The following is a 17,646-nucleotide window of genomic DNA, read 5'->3' on the forward strand; positions in this document are numbered from 1 at the left end:
GACGCGGCGTACCGCAACGCCGCTTAGTGGGAAGGTTTGTCGTCCTGATGCGGTTTGTTGTTAAACATATCGCACAACATGTTCAACAGCATTAAGCGCACTTTAAAAGGAGAGTGGGTAAACACGGTCATACACCTCTTGAATTCGTTCATAAGACCTCCTGATTTTTGATCCCTTCGATCCGTGAAGGGTGACTGCATTACATACAGATATAGCACAGGCTATATTGTATAGCTATGGCTATTTCGTTAATTTTTTGTGCTTGCAGAGCTATGGTTTACAATGTGCGCTCTCGATACCGGGCGCTGGAAGCGTCACCCCACTGAGGAAGTACAATGAACCGTCGCGCAGGTAAGCCAGCAATGAGGAAAACGACGCAACTGGTGAATGTTGAAGAACATGTCGAAGGTTTTCGCCAGGTCCGTGAAGCGCACCGGCGTGAACTGATTGATGATTATGTTGAACTCATTTCCGATCTGATCCGTGAGGTTGGGGAAGCGCGCCAGGTCGATATGGCCGCCAGGCTGGGAGTGTCGCAACCAACCGTTGCGAAGATGTTAAAACGGCTTGCTTCTGTGGGGTTGATCGAAATGATCCCCTGGCGCGGGGTTTTCCTGACGCCAGAAGGGGAGAAACTCGCGCAGGAGAGCCGCGAGCGCCATCAGCTTGTCGAGAATTTTTTACTGGTGCTGGGCGTCAGCCCGGAGATTGCCCGCCGGGATGCGGAAGGTATGGAACACCACGTCAGCGAAGAGACGCTGGTGAAGTTTCGCGAATTTACCCTTAAATATGGTCCCTCCGCTGAATGAAAATCCCTGGACTGCAGGCCCTGGCACGCGATCGCTTCTTTCATCTGTTATTGATCACTGGCGCAGGGTTAAGCCTCTTTGTGCCGTTTGCGCCGCACGCCTGGCCTGCTGCGATTGACTGGCGCACCATTATTACCCTGAGCGGCTTAATGATGCTCACCAAAGGGGTCGAGCTGAGCGGCTATTTTGACGTGCTGGGACGTAAAATGGTGCGCCGCTTTGCCACCGAGCGCAGGCTGTCCCTGTTTATGGTCTTCTCCGCCGCGGTACTGTCGACGTTTCTGACTAACGACGTGGCGCTGTTTATTATCGTGCCCCTCACGCTCACCCTGCGTAAGCTGTGCGAGATCCCGGTTAGCCGGCTGATCATCTTTGAAGCGCTGGCCGTCAACGCGGGTTCGCTGTTAACGCCTGTCGGCAACCCTCAAAATATCCTTCTCTGGGGGCGTTCCGGGCTGTCGTTCGCCGCATTCACCTTGCAGATGGCGCCGCTGGCGCTGGTGATGATGGCGTCGCTGCTGGCGGTCTGCTGGTTTGCGTTTCCGGATAAAAAACTGCAATACCACAGCGGTACAACCGGCCCGCAGTGGCAGCCTCGTCTGGTCTGGAGTTGCCTTGGGCTATACATCGTCTTCCTGTTCGCGCTGGAGCTGAAGTATGAGCTGGCGGGCGTGCTGCTCGTGGCGGCGGGGTTTGTCGTGCTGGCACGTCGCGTGCTGGTGAGCGTGGACTGGACGCTGTTGCTGGTCTTTATGGTGATGTTTATTGATGTGCATCTGCTTATCCAGCTTCCGGTGCTGCAAAACGTGCTGCACAGCGTCAGTACGCTGTCTCAGCCAGGACTGTGGCTGACGGCGATTGGCCTGTCGCAGGTTATCAGCAACGTGCCTTCCACCATTCTGCTGCTCAACTACGTTCCGCCGGACACGCTGCTGGCCTGGGCCGTTAACATTGGCGGGTTTGGGCTGCTGCCTGGATCGCTTGCCAACCTGATTGCCCTGCGGATGGCGAACGATCGCCGTATCTGGTGGCGCTTCCATCTCTGGTCGCTTCCGATGCTGATCTGGGCCGCGACGATCGGTTTCGGAATATTCCTTCTCATATAGTGCGCAATTTGTCAGTTTTTCCTGGCAAACGTATAGCAACGTCCTAGCTTTAGTGAACGGCATAGTGTGATGCCGCTCACTGACAGGACTGTTGCTGACCTATGGCTGAAGATCAAAATCCGCCTGCTGACGAGCAGGACAAAAACAATAATGAGCGTAAGCGTCCGGGCAAAAAACCGTTAATCATCCTCGGCATTGTCGTGGTGATCATGGTCGTTGTGGCGCTGGTCTGGTGGTTTTTAACCCGTAACGAAGAGACAACCGACGACGCCTTCACCGACGGCGACGTGGTGACGATTGCCCCCAAAACGGCAGGCTATGTCACCGAGCTGCGCGTGCGCGATAACCAGCGCGTGAAAAAGGGCGATCTGCTGGTGGTCATCGATCCACGGGATACCACCGCACAGCGCGATCAGGCTCAGGCCCAGCTTGGGCTGGCTATCGCGCAGCTGCATCAGGCCCAGGCGCAACTGGCGCTCTCCAGAGTGCAGTATCCCGCCCAGCGTGATGAGGCCAGAGCGCAGGTGCTGAAAGCGCAGGCCGATCTGGCGAACGCGCAGGCAGAGTATCGCCGCCAGCGCGGCGTCGACCCGCGTGCGACCACCCAGCAAAGTATTGATTCCGCGAATGCGCAGCTGCGCAGTGCCCAGGCGGGTCTGGCCAGCGCCCAGGCGCAGCTGGAAGTGGCAGAGCAGGTACAGCTGCAAATCCGCCAGCAGGAAACCAACGTTGAAGCGCGCGAGCGTCAGGTCGAGCAGGCCAAAGCGCAGCTGGAAACGGCCAATCTGAACCTCTCTTACACCGAAGTCCGCGCCCCGTTCGACGGGTTTGTCACCAAACGCAACGTGCAGCCCGGCACGCTGGTGCAGGCGGGGACGGCGCTGTTCTCACTGGTTTCCCCAAATGTGTGGGTCGTAGCGAACTTCAAAGAGTCGCAGCTTGAGCGGATGAAGCCGGGTGATAAGGTCACCGTCTCCGTGGACGCGTGGCCGGATATGGAACTTAAGGGGCATGTCGACAGTATCCAGCAGGGGAGCGGCTCACGTTTCTCCGCCTTCCCGGCAGAAAATGCCACCGGTAACTTTGTCAAAATTGTGCAGCGCGTGCCGGTGAAAATTGTGATTGATAAGGGGCTCGATCCGAACAAACCGCTGCCGCTGGGGCTGTCGGTGGCACCGAAGGTGACGGTGGAATGACGGATCACAGCCACGACAACTGGAAACCCGCCAGTAATCCGTGGGCGGTGGCGATTGTCGTCACCCTGGCGGTGTTTATGGAGATCCTCGACACCACCATCGTCAACGTGGCGCTGCCCCACGTGGCGGGGTCGCTCTCCTCCAGCTACGACGAATCCACCTGGGTGTTAACCAGCTATCTGGTCGCGAATGGCATTGTGCTGCCCATCTCGGCGTTTCTGAGCCGGGTGTTTGGTCGTAAGCAGTTCTTCCTGATCTGCATCGTGATGTTTACGGTCTGTTCGTTCCTGTGCGGGATTGCCACCGAGCTGTGGCAGATCATTCTGTTTCGCGTGATGCAGGGCTTCTTTGGCGGCGGCCTGCAGCCTACCCAACAGTCGGTACTGCTCGACTACTTCAAGCCTGAGGACAGGGGCAAAGCGTTTGGGCTCTCGTCCATTGCGATTATCGTTGCTCCGGTACTCGGCCCGACGCTGGGGGGCTGGATCACGGATAACTACTCCTGGCGCTGGGTCTTCTTTATCAATATCCCGGTGGGGATTGTTACGGTGCTGGCGATCTACCAGCTGCTGGAAGATCCGCCCTGGGAGAGTAAATCGAAAGAGAAACTGACCATCGACTGGACGGGGATCGGCCTGATCGCGCTCGGCCTCGGCTGCCTGCAGGTGATGCTCGACAGGGGCGAAGACGAGGACTGGTTCTACTCGCACTTTATTCGCACCTTCGCGGTGTTAACCCTGATCGGCATTATCGGCGCCATTTACTGGCTGATGTATGCCAAAAAACCGGTGGTGGATCTGCACTGCATGAAGGACCGCAACTTCGCCGTCTCAAGCCTGTTGATGGCGGGGATGGCGATGATCCTCTATGGCAGTTCGGTGGTGATCCCGCAGCTGGCGCAGCAGGATTTGGGCTACACCGCCACCTGGTCCGGGCTGGTGCTGTCGCCTGGCGCGGTGTTGATTGTGTTAACCATCCCGCTGGTGCTTAAGCTAATGCCGGTGGTGCAGACGCGCTGGATTATTGCCTTTGGCTTTACCTGTCTGGCGGTGTCGTTCTTCTGGTCGCGCACGCTCACTCCGGATATCGACTTCGAAACGCTGGTGCTGTTCCGCAGCGCCCAGTCGCTGGGGCTGGGGTTCCTGTTTGTTCCGCTGACCACCATTGCCTTTATTTCGATCCCGCGACGGCTGAACGCCGATGCGGCGGCGCTGTTTACCATGTTCCGTAACGTTGCGGGCTCGGTTGGGATCTCGCTGTCGACGGCGGCCATCACCGAACGCTCACAGGCGCACAGCGCGCATCTGGCGTACCACGCCTCGCCGTTTAACGAGCAGTTCCAGCAGGCGATACGCGAGAGCGCCCAGGCGATCCAGAATTTCACCACCCAGGTGGGGGATCCCACCGGGATTGCCACCGGACGCCTGTACCAGACCATGATTGAGCAGTCGCGCTTCCTGGCCTACATCGATGTCTTCACCCTTCTGAGCGCGGTGGCCTTGTTGCTGATTCCGTTTTGTTTGTTGCTCTCGCCGGTTAAGAGCGAGGGGAGTGCAGGAGCACACTGATGATACACAGACGTTTACACCCCCTGATGATAATGATGCTGCTGGCCGGCTGCGCCGTCGGGCCGGATTATCAGCCGCCCGCGCCGCCTGCCGTGACGCACTGGAACGATAAAGGCGACAGCGCGGTGAAATCGCAAACCACCTCCGCCGCGACCAACCCGCGCTGGTGGAAAACCTTCGGCTCGCCGCAGCTCGACAGCCTGGTTGAACGCGCCATCGCCGGAAACCTGACGCTGCAGCAAACGGTGCTGCGCATCGCGGGAGCGCGTGAACAGATTAACCAGGCGGGCGGGGCGTTTTACCCGTCGGTGAACGGCAATCTGCAGGCGACGCGCCAGCAGCTCGGTCTGGAAGGCGAACTGAAATCCCACGGGGTGTATGACCAGCTGGATAATGTCGATCCTGAGCTGCGGGGCGCGTTAGGACCGCTGACGCAGCCGATCAACCTCTATCAGGGCAGCTTCGACGCCCAGTGGGAAATCGACCTGTGGGGCAAGGTGCGCAGGCAGGTCGAGGCGGCACAAGCGCAGCAGAAAGCGGCTATTGAACAGCGTAACGATGCGCTGGTGTCGCTGGAAGCGGAAGTGGCCCGCGCCTGGCTGCAGCTGCGCGGGGCGCAGAGCATTATCGCCACCCTGAACACGCAGATTAAAAGCGCGCAACAGACGCTGGATCTCACCGAAAGCCGCCAGCGCGGCGGGCTGTCACCGCAGATGGATGTCGAAAACGCCCGGGCGCAGTTGGGCAATCTTGAAGCACAGCTGCCGCAGTATCAGGCGCAGGAGCGCCAGGCGATGAACGGTCTGGCGATCCTGCTCGGCAAGCCGCCGGGGGCGCTGGATGCAGAACTACAATCCGCGCAGCCGATGCCGGCCCTGCCGGATATCGTACAAACGGGCATTCCGTCGACGCTGGCGCGACGCCGCCCGGACGTGCGGGAAGCGGAAGCGAATCTTCATGCCGCCACGGCGCAAATCGGCGTCTCGGTGGCCCAGCTGTTCCCGAGCTTTACCCTTTCCGGGCAGTTTGGCCTGCGAAACAGCGAAACCAACTGGCTGACCGACTGGAGCAGCCATTTCTACAGTTTTGGTCCGCAGGTATCGATTCCCATCTTCCAGGGCGGACGGCTGGTCTCCAGCGTGAAACTGGCGCGTGCGCAGCAGGGGGCGGCGGTGCTGGACTATCGCCAGACGGTGCTGACCGCGCTCGGGGATGTGGAAAATGCGCTGGTGAGCTACCGTACCGATCAGCAGCGTGAAGCGGGCCTGGCGAAAACCATCGACGCGCTGCAAAACGCCTTTGACCTGGCGAGCGACAGCTACCGGCAGGGGATCGCCAGCTTTATCGACGTGCTGGACGCCCAGCGACAGCTGGCGCAGGCCCAGCAGCAGCGCGCCCAGGCGCAGGTGCAAAGCGCCCTTGACCTTGTGGCGCTCTACAAGGCGCTCGGTGGCGGCTGGGAGCCGTATCAGCAGGTGCAATTACCGGACTACACCGTCTTTGGCGATGCCCCGCGCGGATAAATTTTCAGAGGATTGGGCAAGAAACGGACAGGAACGCCACATTCGCGATGGCTGAGAGGCGGGTATAACTATCGGGTACCCAATCGACATGCGAGGAATGACATATGCGTTATCAAAAACTGGGCAACACCGGTCTGTTTGTTTCTGAACTCTGCCTCGGCACCATGACGTTCGGCGGTGAAGGCGGCATGTGGGGCAAGATTGGCCAGCTGCAGCAAAATGAGGCCGAGCAGCTGGTGGGCCGCGCGCTGGATGCCGGGATCAACTTTATCGACACCGCGGACGTCTATTCGGAAGGGCGCTCGGAGGCGATCACCGGCCAGGCGCTGAAAAACCTGAAAATCCCGCGCGAAAACGTGGTGGTGGCCACCAAAGTGTTCGGCGAAACGGGGACGGCAGGGGTGAACTCACGCGGCAGCTCGCGCTATCACATTATCAGCAGCGTGAAGGAGAGCCTGCGCCGTCTGCAGCTCGATCATATCGATCTCTACCAGCTTCACGGTTTCGACCCGGCCACGCCGATTGAAGAGACGCTGTACGCGCTGGATAACCTGGTGCAGAACGGCCATGTGCGCTACATCGGCGTCTCGAACTGGGCAGCATGGCAGATTGCCAAAGCGCTCGGTATTTCTGAACGTCTCGGCCTTGCGCGTTTCGCATCGCTCCAGGCGTATTACACCATCGCCGGACGCGATCTGGAGCGCGAGCTGGTGCCGATGATGCAGAGCGAAGGTGTCGGGCTGATGGTCTGGAGCCCGCTGGCGGGTGGCCTGTTGAGCGGGAAATATGGCCGCGACGGGCAGAGTGAAGCCGGTGGTCGTCGTCTGGAGTTCGACTTCCCGCCGGTGAATAAAGATCGCGCCTTCGACTGCGTGGACGTGATGCGCACTATCGCCGAAAGCAAGGGTGTCTCCGTCGCGCAAATCGCACTGGCGTGGCTGCTGCACCAAAAAGCCGTCACCAGTGTGATCATTGGTGCCAAACGCGTCGAACAGCTGGATGACAACATTGCCGCCACCGGGATCCGCTTAAGCGAAGACGAGCTTAAACAGCTTGATGCGGTCAGCGCGCTGCCGCGCGAATATCCCGGCTGGATGCTGGAGCGGCAGGGGGAATATCGTCGTAATCAGCTCGCACAACAATAACCTTCCTTTCCCCGGTAGGCGCTTCGCTTACCGGGGCTTTTTTTCCCGCCTTGCTCACAAAAAACGATCCTCCTCTTTGATCGCTTTTACCTCTTCGTCTATATGACTAGTCATGAAATTTAAATGACTAGTCATATAGGGAGAGACCATGAACAATCAGCTGCCAGCCAACTTTTTATGGGGCAACTCGGTATCCAGCATGCAGACGGAAGGGGCATGGAATGAGGGCGGAAAGGGGATGTCGGTCTACGACATTCGCGAAGCCGGGGAGAACATCTCTGACTGGAAGGTGGCGACCGACTCCTACCACCGCTACCGGGAAGATTTCGACCTGATGCAGGATCTGGGGATGAACTGTTACCGCTTCCAGATCTCCTGGAGCCGGGTCTGCCCGCAGGGTGACGGTGCGTTCAACGACGAGGGCATCGCGTTTTATGACCGCTTTATTAACGACCTGATCGCTCGCGGTATTGAGCCGATGGTCTGCCTCTACCACTTCGATATGCCGCTGGCGCTGGCGCAGGAGTACAACGGCTTCAATGACCGCCGGGTGATGGATGCCTTTATCCGCTACGGTAAAAAGATGATCGACTGCTTCGGTGACCGGGTGAAGTACTGGCTGACCTTCAACGAGCAGAACATTTTCCATATGCCGGAAGCGTTTCGTATTTCCGGCTACATGAAAGGGGAGAAAACCCTGCGCGAGCTGTACGAACTGCAGCACCATACGATGGTGGCGCACATGGCGCTGACCGAGTATCTGCACCAGACCCGCCCGGGCCAGCTGATGGGCGGCATGCTGGCGCATCAGCTGATCTACCCGGCCACCTGCAAACCGCGCGATATCTTCTGCGCCCAGCAGTACGACGAATTCCTCAACCAGAACCTGCTGCGTGTTTTTGCCGGTCAGGGCTACAGCCCGGCGGTCATGGCGGTGGTGGAGCAGGAAGGATTTGGCGATCTCTACCGCGCCGAGGATTTAGCGCTACTGGCGCGCACCAAAAACGACTTTATGGCCTTCAGCTATTACGCCAGTAAAACGCTGGACAGCGATGCGATCCCGGAGGGCACGCCGGTCAACTATTACCTGCTGCACGGCGAGAAAAATAACCCATACCTGAAAGCCACCGAGTGGAACTGGCAGATCGACCCGCTCGGTTTTCGCACCATCATTACCCGCTACGCCAACGACTGGCGCATGCCGGTGTTCCCGATTGAAAACGGCATTGGCGTGATTGAGTCCTGGGATGGCGTCAACCCCATCGAGGATACCTACCGCATCGACTACCACCGGGCGCATATTGAGGCGATGAAAGCCGCGATATTTGAGGATGGTGCAGAGGTGATGGGCTACCTCGGCTGGGGTTTGATCGACATTCTCAGCTCCCAGGGCGATATGCGTAAGCGCTACGGGGTGGTCTATGTCAATCGTGAAAACCACGACCTGAAAGACCTGAAACGCGTGCCGAAAAAGAGCTACGCGTGGTTAAAACAGGTAATCCATACCAACGGACGCGAGATGTAAGCCGTACGCTGCCGGGCCGTTTTTGTGACTGATTGATGGGAACTATCCGCTATGTCTGAAACAAAAATCACACCGCATATGCAGTCCTTTGTCGATAAATTTGTTGAGTTCTCGGCGCGCCTGGCAAACCAGGTGCACCTCCGCTCCCTGCGCGACGCCTTCGCCACGGTGATGCCGATTTTCATCCTCGCCGGACTGGCGGTGCTGGTGAACAACGTGGTGTTTCCGTGGATCCTGGAAGGCGACACGCTTACCCACTTTAAGGTGTGGGGCGAGGCGATCATCAACGGCACGCTGAACATCGCCGCGCTGCTGCTGGCGCCGATGATTGCCTGGTCGCTGGCGCGCAACAAGGATTTCGACAATCCGGTCTCGGCAGTGGTTATCGCCGTCAGCAGCTTTATCATCATGATGCCGATGCGCTTACAGGTCACGCCCGTCGGCAGCGACACCGCGGTTAACGTCACCCAGGTGCTGACCTTCGCCAATATCGGCTCGACCGGAATTTTCGCCGGCGTGTTGATTGGTCTGCTGTCGACGGAGCTGTTTATCGCTATCTCGCGGCTGAAGGCGCTGCACATTTCGCTCGGCGAAAACGTGCCGCCGGCGGTGAGCAAATCCTTTACCGCGCTGATCCCGACCATCCTGACGCTCTCGCTGTTTGCTATCCTGGCAGCCCTGCTGGCAAACATGCTGCACACGGATCTGATCCATCTCATTACGACCTTTATCCAGCAGCCGCTGCGGCTCATCAACACCAGCCTGCCGGGAACGATTTTCATCTATAGCTTCGGCAACTTCCTGTTCACGCTCGGTATTCATCAGTCGGTGGTCAACAGCGTGGTGCTGGAACCGTTCCTGCTGATCAACACCAACGAGAACATGCTGGCCTTCGCCAACGGTCAGCCGATCCCGCACATCATCAACAACATCTTCGTGCCGACGTTTGGCATGGTGGGCGGAACCGGCAGCACGATCTCGCTGCTGATCGCCATCTTTATCTTCTCGCGGCAACAGTCGGCGAAGCAGGTGGCGCGTCTGTCGCTGGCGCCGGGTCTGTTCAATATCAACGAGCCGGTGATTTTTGGGCTGCCGATTGTCTTTAACCTGCCGCTGATGATCCCGTTTGTGCTGTTACCCGCCATCGGCATCTATTTTGCCTGGCTCTGTACGACCCTGGGGTTGATGTCGCGCTGCGTGGTGATGATCCCCTGGACGACACCGCCGATCCTGAGCGCCTGGCTGGCGACGGCGGGGGACTGGCGGGCGGTGGTGGTGCAGTTGGCAATCATTGTATTTGGTGTATTCTTCTACCTGCCTTTCCTCAAGATTGCCGAGAGAGTGGCGTTAAAAAACAGCGGGATAGAAACTAACTGAAAGGAAGGACGATGGCGGCGAAGTACATCACCATAGCGCGGGAAATTAAGAAACGCATCATCAGCCAGCAGTACGCCGCCAATGAACCGCTGCCGGATCAGTTTGCGCTGGCCGCGGAGTTCAATACCAGCCGGATGACCATTCAGCAGGCCATGCGTCAGCTGATTGTCGAAGGGCTGGTGTATACCCGTCAGGGGCAGGGTACGTTCATCCGCAAGAATTTTCTTCAGCTGTCGCAGTGGGATCTCTCCGGCAGCGACTACTTTGGCGCGACCAAAACCTGGGAGCATCTGGGTACGGTGACCAGCCAGGTGGTGCATTTTGAACTGCGTTTTCCGAACGAGAAAGAGCAGGCTTCGCTGATGATCAACGTCGATACGCCCGTCTATGATTTCATTCGCCTGCGTCTGCTCAACGGTGAGCCGATGTCGCTGGACGCCACGGTGATGCCGCTCAATCTGGTGCCCGGCCTGAATAAGAGCCATCTTGAAAGCTCGGTGTTTCGCTATGTCCAGGAGACGCTGGGGCTGAAGATTATGGGGTCGTACCGGGTAGTGCGGGCATTAAAGCCGAATGCGCTGGACATGCAGCATCTGGTCTGCGAGGAGAGCGACCCGGTGCTGGAGGTGGAGCAGGTGATCTATCTGGAAGATGGCACGCCGCTGGAGTATGCCCACTGCCACTACCGGTACGACCACGGCGGGATTGTGATCGTCAATAACGGGTAAAAAAAAAGCGGGCATCGAAGCCCGCTTTTTTCTTTTTGGCGATTAGTTCAAACGCACCGGCATACCGGAGCGGTTCTGCACCGCCTGGTCAACAATCGTCGTCTCGACGTCAGGCTGAGAGGTCACCGCCTGCACCGCGCTGTTCAGCGTAATCGGTACGATTTCGTTATTGTTGATCTGATCTTCGCTGGTGGACAGCGGGTTGTGCACTTCGATGTAACGGCTACCGTCTGGCTCAGACGTGGCTTTCACCGGTTCGTTGATGAACTGCACACGCGTCCCGACAGGTACGTTTTCGAACAGGAATTTGATGTCGTCGTTACGCAGGCGTACGCAGCCGTGGCTGACGCGCAGGCCGATACCGAAGTTGGCATTAGTACCGTGAATAGCATACAGACGGCCAATGTACAGCGCGTACAGACCCATCGGGTTATCCGGGCCTGCCGGGACCACGGCTGGCAGCGGCTCGCCTGCCGCGATGTATTCCGCGTGCATTTTCGCCGTTGGGGTCCAGGTTGGGCCTGCTTTCTTACGCTCAACTTTGGTGGTCCAGTTCAGCGGGGTGTCTTTGCCCAACTGGCCGATACCGATTGGCAGCACGATCACGGTGTTGGTGCCTTTCGGGTAGTAATAAAGACGCATTTCCGCGCTGTTGATGACGATACCTTCATGAACGGTATCCGGCAGGATCAGCTGCTGAGGAATGTTAAGCACGGTCCCGGCTTTTGGCAGATACGGGTCAACGCCCGGGTTCGCTTCCAGCATATTAGACAGGCCCAGCTGGTACTGCGCCGCGAAATACTCCAGCGGCTGAGTGTTACCCTCAGGCACCGTCACTACCTGGTTTTGACCCACCAGACGGCTACCGTCTGTCGGCAGCGGATAAGTCACCGCAGAAGCGGTTTTGCAAAAACCTACTACGGCTAACGCCGCCGCAAAAAGCGTTGTTAATTTCATGTTCATGTTGTGCGAGGTATCTAAGCCATTCAGGCGTGAGTTGATAAGTCTGAATCTGTGATGGGAGCGCATTATATGTGCATTCCCGCTAACAGGGAATTCAGATGTGTACGAAATCACATTTTTTTCGATTTTGTTAAAGTTTAGCGGAGCGTCGCAACACGGGATCTCAATTCGGAATTGTGGCATAATGCCGTGTTTATCACACTTTTCGCAGGAATCTCCCCGTGTTAGTTACCAGCAACGTCACTATGCAGTTTGGCAGTAAGCCGCTGTTCGAAAACATTTCCGTCAAATTTGGCGGCGGCAACCGTTACGGCCTGATTGGTGCCAACGGTAGCGGTAAATCCACCTTTATGAAGATCCTCGGCGGTGACCTGGAGCCGACCCTCGGCAACGTTTCGCTCGACCCTAACGAGCGTATCGGTAAGCTGCGTCAGGATCAGTTCGCCTTTGAAGAGTTCACCGTGCTCGACACGGTGATCATGGGGCACGCGGAGCTGTGGGAAGTGAAGCAGGAGCGCGATCGTATCTATGCGCTGGCCGAGATGAGCGAAGAAGACGGTTATAAAGTGGCCGATCTGGAAACGCAGTACGGCGAAATGGACGGTTACTCCGCGGAAGCCCGTGCGGGCGAGCTGCTGCTGGGCGTGGGTATTCCGGTAGAACAACACTACGGCCCGATGAGCGAAGTTGCGCCAGGCTGGAAGCTGCGCGTGCTGCTGGCGCAGGCGCTGTTCTCAAACCCGGACATTCTGCTGCTCGACGAACCAACGAACAACCTGGACATCGACACCATTCGCTGGCTGGAGCAGACGCTGAACGATCGCGACAGCACGATGATCATCATCTCGCACGACCGTCACTTCCTGAACATGGTCTGTACGCACATGGCGGATCTGGACTACGGCGAGCTGCGCGTGTATCCGGGCAACTACGACGAATACATGACGGCGGCCACCCAGGCGCGTGAACGTCTGCTGGCGGACAACGCCAAGAAAAAAGCGCAGATTGCAGACCTGCAGTCCTTCGTTAGCCGCTTCAGTGCCAACGCCTCTAAATCGCGTCAGGCCACCTCGCGCGCGCGTCAGATTGACAAAATCAAGCTGGAAGAGGTTAAAGCCTCCAGCCGTCAGAACCCGTTCATCCGCTTCGAGCAGGACAAGAAACTGTTCCGTAACGCGCTGGAAGTGGAAGCCCTTACCAAAGGCTTCGATGAAGGTCCGCTGTTCAAAAACTTCAACCTGCTGCTGGAAGTGGGCGAGAAGATTGCCATTCTGGGGGCGAACGGCGTGGGTAAATCCACCATGCTGAAAACCCTGGTGGGCGAACTGCAGCCGGACAACGGCACCGTGAAATGGTCTGAAAACGCGCAAATCGGTTACTACGCGCAGGATCATGAGTATGAGTTCGAAAACGATCTGACCGTCTTCGACTGGATGAGCCAGTGGAAGCAGGAAGGCGACGACGAGCAGGCGGTGCGCAGCATTCTCGGGCGTCTGCTGTTCAGCCAGGACGACATCAAGAAGCCGGCTAAAGTGCTCTCCGGTGGCGAGAAGGGCCGCATGCTGTTCGGCAAGCTGATGATGGAAAAACCCAACATTCTGGTGATGGACGAACCGACCAACCACCTGGATATGGAATCGATCGAGTCGCTGAACATGGCGCTGGAGATGTATCAGGGCACCCTGATCTTCGTCTCTCACGACCGCGAGTTCGTCAGCTCGCTGGCGACCCGCGTGATCGAAATTACGCCAGAGCGCGTGGTGGACTTCACCGGTAACTACGAAGATTACCTGCGCAGCAAAGGTATCGAAAGCTAAAAACCTTGCCCGGTGGCGCTACGCTTACCGGGCCTACGGGTTAGTTTGTAGGCCGGGTCAGGCGAAGCCGCCACCCGGCAATGTTCAGAGCACCCACTCGCCCCCTTCAACCCCATTCACCCGCAGTTTGCGTTTCTCCCCCGCCGGTAACGACACCTTCAGGGCTTTCCACGCCGGACGGTAATCCCCGCGCGCGTTGACCTTCAGGTCGATGGTTGCCCCGTCGCATACCATTTCCCATTCCACCCACAGCGCATTGCCATTCTGGTAGCCCCAGCTTTCACCGTCGTCTTCAAACAGCAGGCCAGCGCTGGCGCCGACACCTTTCACCGGGAACAGCTTCAGTTCGCGGGCGTCGTCCTTTTCAGCAGACACATGCGTAATACGTTCGCTGAGCGGCAGACCGGCACCGGCGCGCACCAGCAGCGGCAGTTTTTCCAGCGGCGCGTCGAGGACGAACCACTGCCCGCCCGCATACCACTCATGGGTATAAAAATCGTACCAGCCGGTTTCGTTATCCGGCAGCCAGAGACGGCGTGCACGCTGACCGGCTTCGACGACGCTTGCGACCAGCACATCGCGGCCCAGCAGGAAGTCATCACACTCTTCGAAAGTCTGCGCGTCGTGCTCGTGGTCGAGGAAGGTTGGGCGCAGCATCGGTTCATCGTCTGCGTGTGCCTGCCAGAGCAGGGTGTAGAGATACGGCAGCAGGCGATAGCGCAGTTCAATGGCCGCGCGAATGGCAGGGGTCACGCCCGGGTACATCCACGGCTCGTTCACCGTGTGGTCATCGTTCCACGAGTGAATGGTGAAGCGCGGGTGCATCACCCCGTTCTGCACCCAGCGGACAAACAGCTCGGCGTCCGGTTTGTCCCCAGAAAAACCGCCCACGTCGTGGCCGACGTTAAACAACCCGGACAGGCTCATCCCCAGCCCCATGCGGATGTTATAGCGCAGGGTCTCCCAGCTGGTGCGGTTATCCCCGCTCCATGTCTGAACGTAGCGCTGCATCCCGGCACAGCCGGAGCGGGAGATCAGATACGGACGCTTTTCCGGGGCAAAGCGCTGCTGCGCTTCCAGCGAGGCGCGCATCATCAGCAGCGGCATCACCGGGCGAATATGCTTGATGGCGATCTCCTTGCCAAAGCCGTGGCAGCGGGCTTCGCCATCCCACACTTCATATTCATTGTTGTCGTTCCAGGTGGAATCAATGCCCATCTCCAGTAGCTGCGTGGTGACACCGTTCTGCCACCACTGCACCGTCTGCGGGTTGGTAAAGTCGAGATGCGATCCTTCGTCATCCCAGAAGCTGGAACGTTCGGGGGCATCGGTTTCTGAATCGCGGATGAACAGGCCGCTCTCCGCCACTTCGCTATAGCGCGGATGGTCCTGCAGCAGGCACGGCTTGATGTTTGCCGCAAGTTTCAGCCCCGCGTCGTGGAACGCCTGGGTCATCACCTTCGGCTGCGGCACTTTGTCATGGTTCCAGTTAAAGACGTAGCGCTTGCCGTTGATCGAGGTATAGCCCGAGGAGAGCTGGAACGAGTCGCACGGGATGGCGTGCTCTTCGCACAGGCGAATAAAGTTCATCAGCTGATTCTGCGCATCCGGCGCGTCGGTGTAGTGCATGGTTGAGCCGCTGTAGCCCAGGCTCCATTTCGGCCCGAATAACGTTTTCCCGGTCAGGCGTACGAAGGCTTTGGTGACGTCCAGTACCCGTTTGCCGGTAAAGAGGTAGTAATCGATATCGCCCGCTTCCGCCTGCCAGCGGCGATAGGCGGTGTGGTAGTTGTCGATCTCGTTACCCAGGTCCAGCCAGCAGCTGCTCAGGTTGTCATAGAACAGGCCGTAGCTCACGTCGTCGCGGCGGGTAAGGGTGAACGGAATATGCTTGTACAGCGGGTCGGTGCTGGCGGCGTTGTAGCCCATCGCATCGAGGTTACGCATCTCATAGCGTTTACCGTTACGCTGCAGATCGCCCGCTTTCTCACCCAGACCGTAAAAACGCTCGTCCTTGCGGCGGCTCAGGTAGTGCGCCACCCCGTCGCCGTGGGCATTCAGCAGGTAGGCACTGGTCGGACGGTCGTTGACCAGCGGCTGCCACTCACCCTCGTCATTGCGGTAGTGCCACTCCAGCCACAGCGGCTGGTGGACGGTCACGCGCAGCCGTTCGGTCGCCACGGTTAACGTGTCGTCCTGCTGCGTCAGCGTCCAGGCCGGGCAGGTGAAGCCGCTGAGATCGTCGCGACGGCGGCCTTCCCACGGTACGTCTTTCTCCGGGGCGATGCTCCAGGTACGGTCGAGCGCCAGTTCGCCTTTGCGTTTGAACAGCACGCGGAACAGGTTCTCTTCCAGCACATACAGGCACAGGCGGTGCTGGTTATCCACCAGCAGTTCCAGATGGTTTGCCGACTGCTTATCGACGGTCCAGTTTTTCAGGGTTTTCATATGCAATACATCCACTATCAGGCGCGCTTGGCGCGACGTTCAGCAATAAATGCTACCAGGAAGAGAGCGCCAATCAGGTCAAAGAAGCCCATGGCAATAAAGAGCGGGTTAAAGCCGATTTTGTCGGCGGTCACCCCAATTAACAGCGAGAACAGGAAGCTGGCGATCCACGCCGCCGAGCCGCGCATGCCGTTTACGGTCGCCATCTGACCTTTATCAAACGACTCCACGACCAGGGCGCTCAGCATGCAGGAGATGATCTGGTGCCCGAAGCCGCCGATGGAGATCAGCACGATGGTGATATACGGGTCGCGGGTAATGGCCACGATGGCCAGAGAGATCATCAGGAACGCGCCGGTCACGGAGCTTGCCACGACCGAGTTCACGCGGGAGCAGCCGAACAGACGGGTGTACAGGCGGGTGAGGTAGCCGCTCGCTACGCTGCCAAGGTCAGCGGCGAGGAACGGCAGCCAGGCAAACATCGCGATCTGTTTCAGATCCATGCCGTGCTCTTTGGCGAGATACAGCGGCACCCAGAAGCTCAGCACCGCCCAGGCCGGCTCTGCCATAAAGGCCGGGATGGCGATACCGTAAAAACGTTTGTTCTTCGAGACGGTTTTCAGCGCGGTCAGGAACGGCAGCTTCACCGCAGGCGGTTCATTATCCTGTTTGATAAACGCCAGCTCGTCTTTGCTCAGGTTCGGGTGCTGCTCCGGGTTGTGGTAGAACGCCCACCACAGGATCACCCACAGCAGCGCCAGCACGCCGGTGAACATAAACGCTCCCTGCCAGCCGAACGAGGCGTGGGCAAAGTAGATGATAGGCGGAGCCAGCATCGCACCGATGGAGAAGCCCACCCCCGCCCAACCGGCGGCGACAGGACGCTCTGATTTCGGGAACCATTCGCCAATCGTTTTGGCATTCGCCGGCGTGGCGGCCGCTTCAGAGGCCCCCATAAAGAAGCGCAGAATAGCGAGATGTAGCCAGCTTCCGGCGCCCGCGTGGAAAATACACATCAGCGCCCAGATCCCGGCGCAGATCATAAAGCCAATCTTCAGGCCGATGACGTCAATCAGCCAGCCGCACAGGGGCTGGAAAATGGTGTAGGCGATCTGGAAGGCCCCGACGATCCAGGAGTACTGCTCGGTGGTGATCCCGAGGCTCTCTTTCAGCTCCGGCGCGAGAATACCTAACGAATTTCGGGTGATGTAGTTAACGGTGACGCCCAGTAAGAACAGCACCAATACGTACCAGCGCAGGTTTTTAATGACGCGACGGGTTTTGCTTGCCGCAACGGTGTTATTGATGTCCTGACTCATTTTACTCTCCACAAGACGGACGCTAAGGGGACGGAGGTTCAGGTGTCACACAGTTTTTTATGGCTTTGATTTCTATCCGTTTAGAATGCTTAAGTTGCTATACAACTAGTATGGAAGTTGTG

14 protein-coding genes are annotated in these 17,646 nt (G+C 58.2%); 10 read left to right on the forward strand and 4 right to left on the reverse strand.

Features of this window, described 5'->3' with window-relative positions:
* Positions 1–23 precede the first annotated feature (23 nt).
* Complete coding sequence (gene mntS, locus SP99_RS06745; RefSeq protein ID WP_014831181.1) at positions 24–152, reverse strand: manganase accumulation protein MntS; 129 nt, start codon at positions 150–152, stop codon at positions 24–26.
* Positions 153–335: 183 nt separating this feature from the next.
* Here mntS and mntR point away from each other — a divergent pair, with 183 nt between their 5' ends.
* From mntR to SP99_RS06790, 9 genes are all read left to right on the forward strand, one after another.
* Complete coding sequence (gene mntR / locus SP99_RS06750) at positions 336–809, forward strand: manganese-binding transcriptional regulator MntR (protein ID WP_025757276.1); 474 nt, start codon at positions 336–338, stop codon at positions 807–809.
* Entirely contained in the window at positions 806–1,915 is a 1,110-nt protein-coding gene (locus tag SP99_RS06755; protein ID WP_047958085.1) for an anion transporter, read from the forward strand. Before mntR ends, SP99_RS06755 begins: the two co-directional genes overlap by 4 nt.
* Positions 1,916–2,016: 101 nt before the next feature.
* A complete protein-coding gene (locus SP99_RS06760) occupies positions 2,017–3,111 on the forward strand; it encodes an HlyD family secretion protein (protein ID WP_047958086.1) in 1,095 nt (364 codons plus the stop codon).
* Positions 3,108–4,679, forward strand: coding sequence for a DHA2 family efflux MFS transporter permease subunit (locus tag SP99_RS06765; RefSeq protein ID WP_045285466.1), 1,572 nt, complete (start codon positions 3,108–3,110; stop codon positions 4,677–4,679). The genes SP99_RS06760 and SP99_RS06765 overlap by 4 nt, the downstream gene beginning before the upstream one ends.
* On the forward strand, positions 4,679–6,202 hold the full coding sequence (locus tag SP99_RS06770; RefSeq protein ID WP_047958087.1) for an efflux transporter outer membrane subunit: 1,524 nt from the start codon (positions 4,679–4,681) through the stop codon (positions 6,200–6,202). Before SP99_RS06765 ends, SP99_RS06770 begins: the two co-directional genes overlap by 1 nt.
* A gap of 104 nt (positions 6,203–6,306) precedes the next feature.
* Positions 6,307–7,347 (forward strand): aldo/keto reductase, encoded by a 1,041-nt coding sequence (locus SP99_RS06775; protein WP_047958088.1) that lies wholly within the window; start codon positions 6,307–6,309, stop codon positions 7,345–7,347.
* A gap of 148 nt (positions 7,348–7,495) precedes the next feature.
* A complete protein-coding gene (locus tag SP99_RS06780) occupies positions 7,496–8,872 on the forward strand; it encodes a glycoside hydrolase family 1 protein (protein WP_047958089.1) in 1,377 nt (458 codons plus the stop codon).
* A gap of 51 nt (positions 8,873–8,923) precedes the next feature.
* Entirely contained in the window at positions 8,924–10,249 is a 1,326-nt protein-coding gene (locus tag SP99_RS06785) for a PTS sugar transporter subunit IIC (RefSeq protein WP_047958090.1), read from the forward strand.
* An 11-nt stretch (positions 10,250–10,260) separates the two neighbouring features.
* On the forward strand, positions 10,261–10,977 hold the full coding sequence (locus tag SP99_RS06790; RefSeq protein ID WP_047958091.1) for a GntR family transcriptional regulator: 717 nt from the start codon (positions 10,261–10,263) through the stop codon (positions 10,975–10,977).
* A gap of 42 nt (positions 10,978–11,019) precedes the next feature.
* On the opposite strand, the gene ldtB is transcribed toward SP99_RS06790, so the two are convergent.
* The gene (gene ldtB, locus SP99_RS06795) at positions 11,020–11,940 is read right to left on the reverse strand and encodes a L,D-transpeptidase (RefSeq protein ID WP_025757284.1); all 921 of its coding nucleotides are present in this window, start codon (positions 11,938–11,940) and stop codon (positions 11,020–11,022) included.
* A gap of 221 nt (positions 11,941–12,161) precedes the next feature.
* Between ldtB and SP99_RS06800 the strand changes: the two genes are divergently transcribed.
* Positions 12,162–13,757: an ABC-F family ATPase gene (locus SP99_RS06800; protein ID WP_047958092.1), complete on the forward strand. Its 1,596-nt coding sequence runs from the start codon at positions 12,162–12,164 to the stop codon at positions 13,755–13,757.
* Between the two features lie 84 nt (positions 13,758–13,841).
* On the opposite strand, the gene SP99_RS06805 is transcribed toward SP99_RS06800, so the two are convergent.
* Both SP99_RS06805 and SP99_RS06810 read right to left on the reverse strand, forming a co-directional pair.
* A complete protein-coding gene (locus tag SP99_RS06805; protein WP_047958093.1) occupies positions 13,842–16,205 on the reverse strand; it encodes a glycoside hydrolase family 31 protein in 2,364 nt (787 codons plus the stop codon).
* Between the two features lie 17 nt (positions 16,206–16,222).
* Complete coding sequence (locus tag SP99_RS06810; RefSeq protein WP_047958094.1) at positions 16,223–17,524, reverse strand: MFS transporter; 1,302 nt, start codon at positions 17,522–17,524, stop codon at positions 16,223–16,225.
* Between the last annotated feature and the right edge of the window lie 122 nt (positions 17,525–17,646).

Origin of the sequence: Enterobacter sp. BIDMC92, assembly GCF_001030225.1 — a bacterium.
GTDB classification, from domain to species: Bacteria; Pseudomonadota; Gammaproteobacteria; order Enterobacterales; family Enterobacteriaceae; genus Enterobacter; species Enterobacter sichuanensis.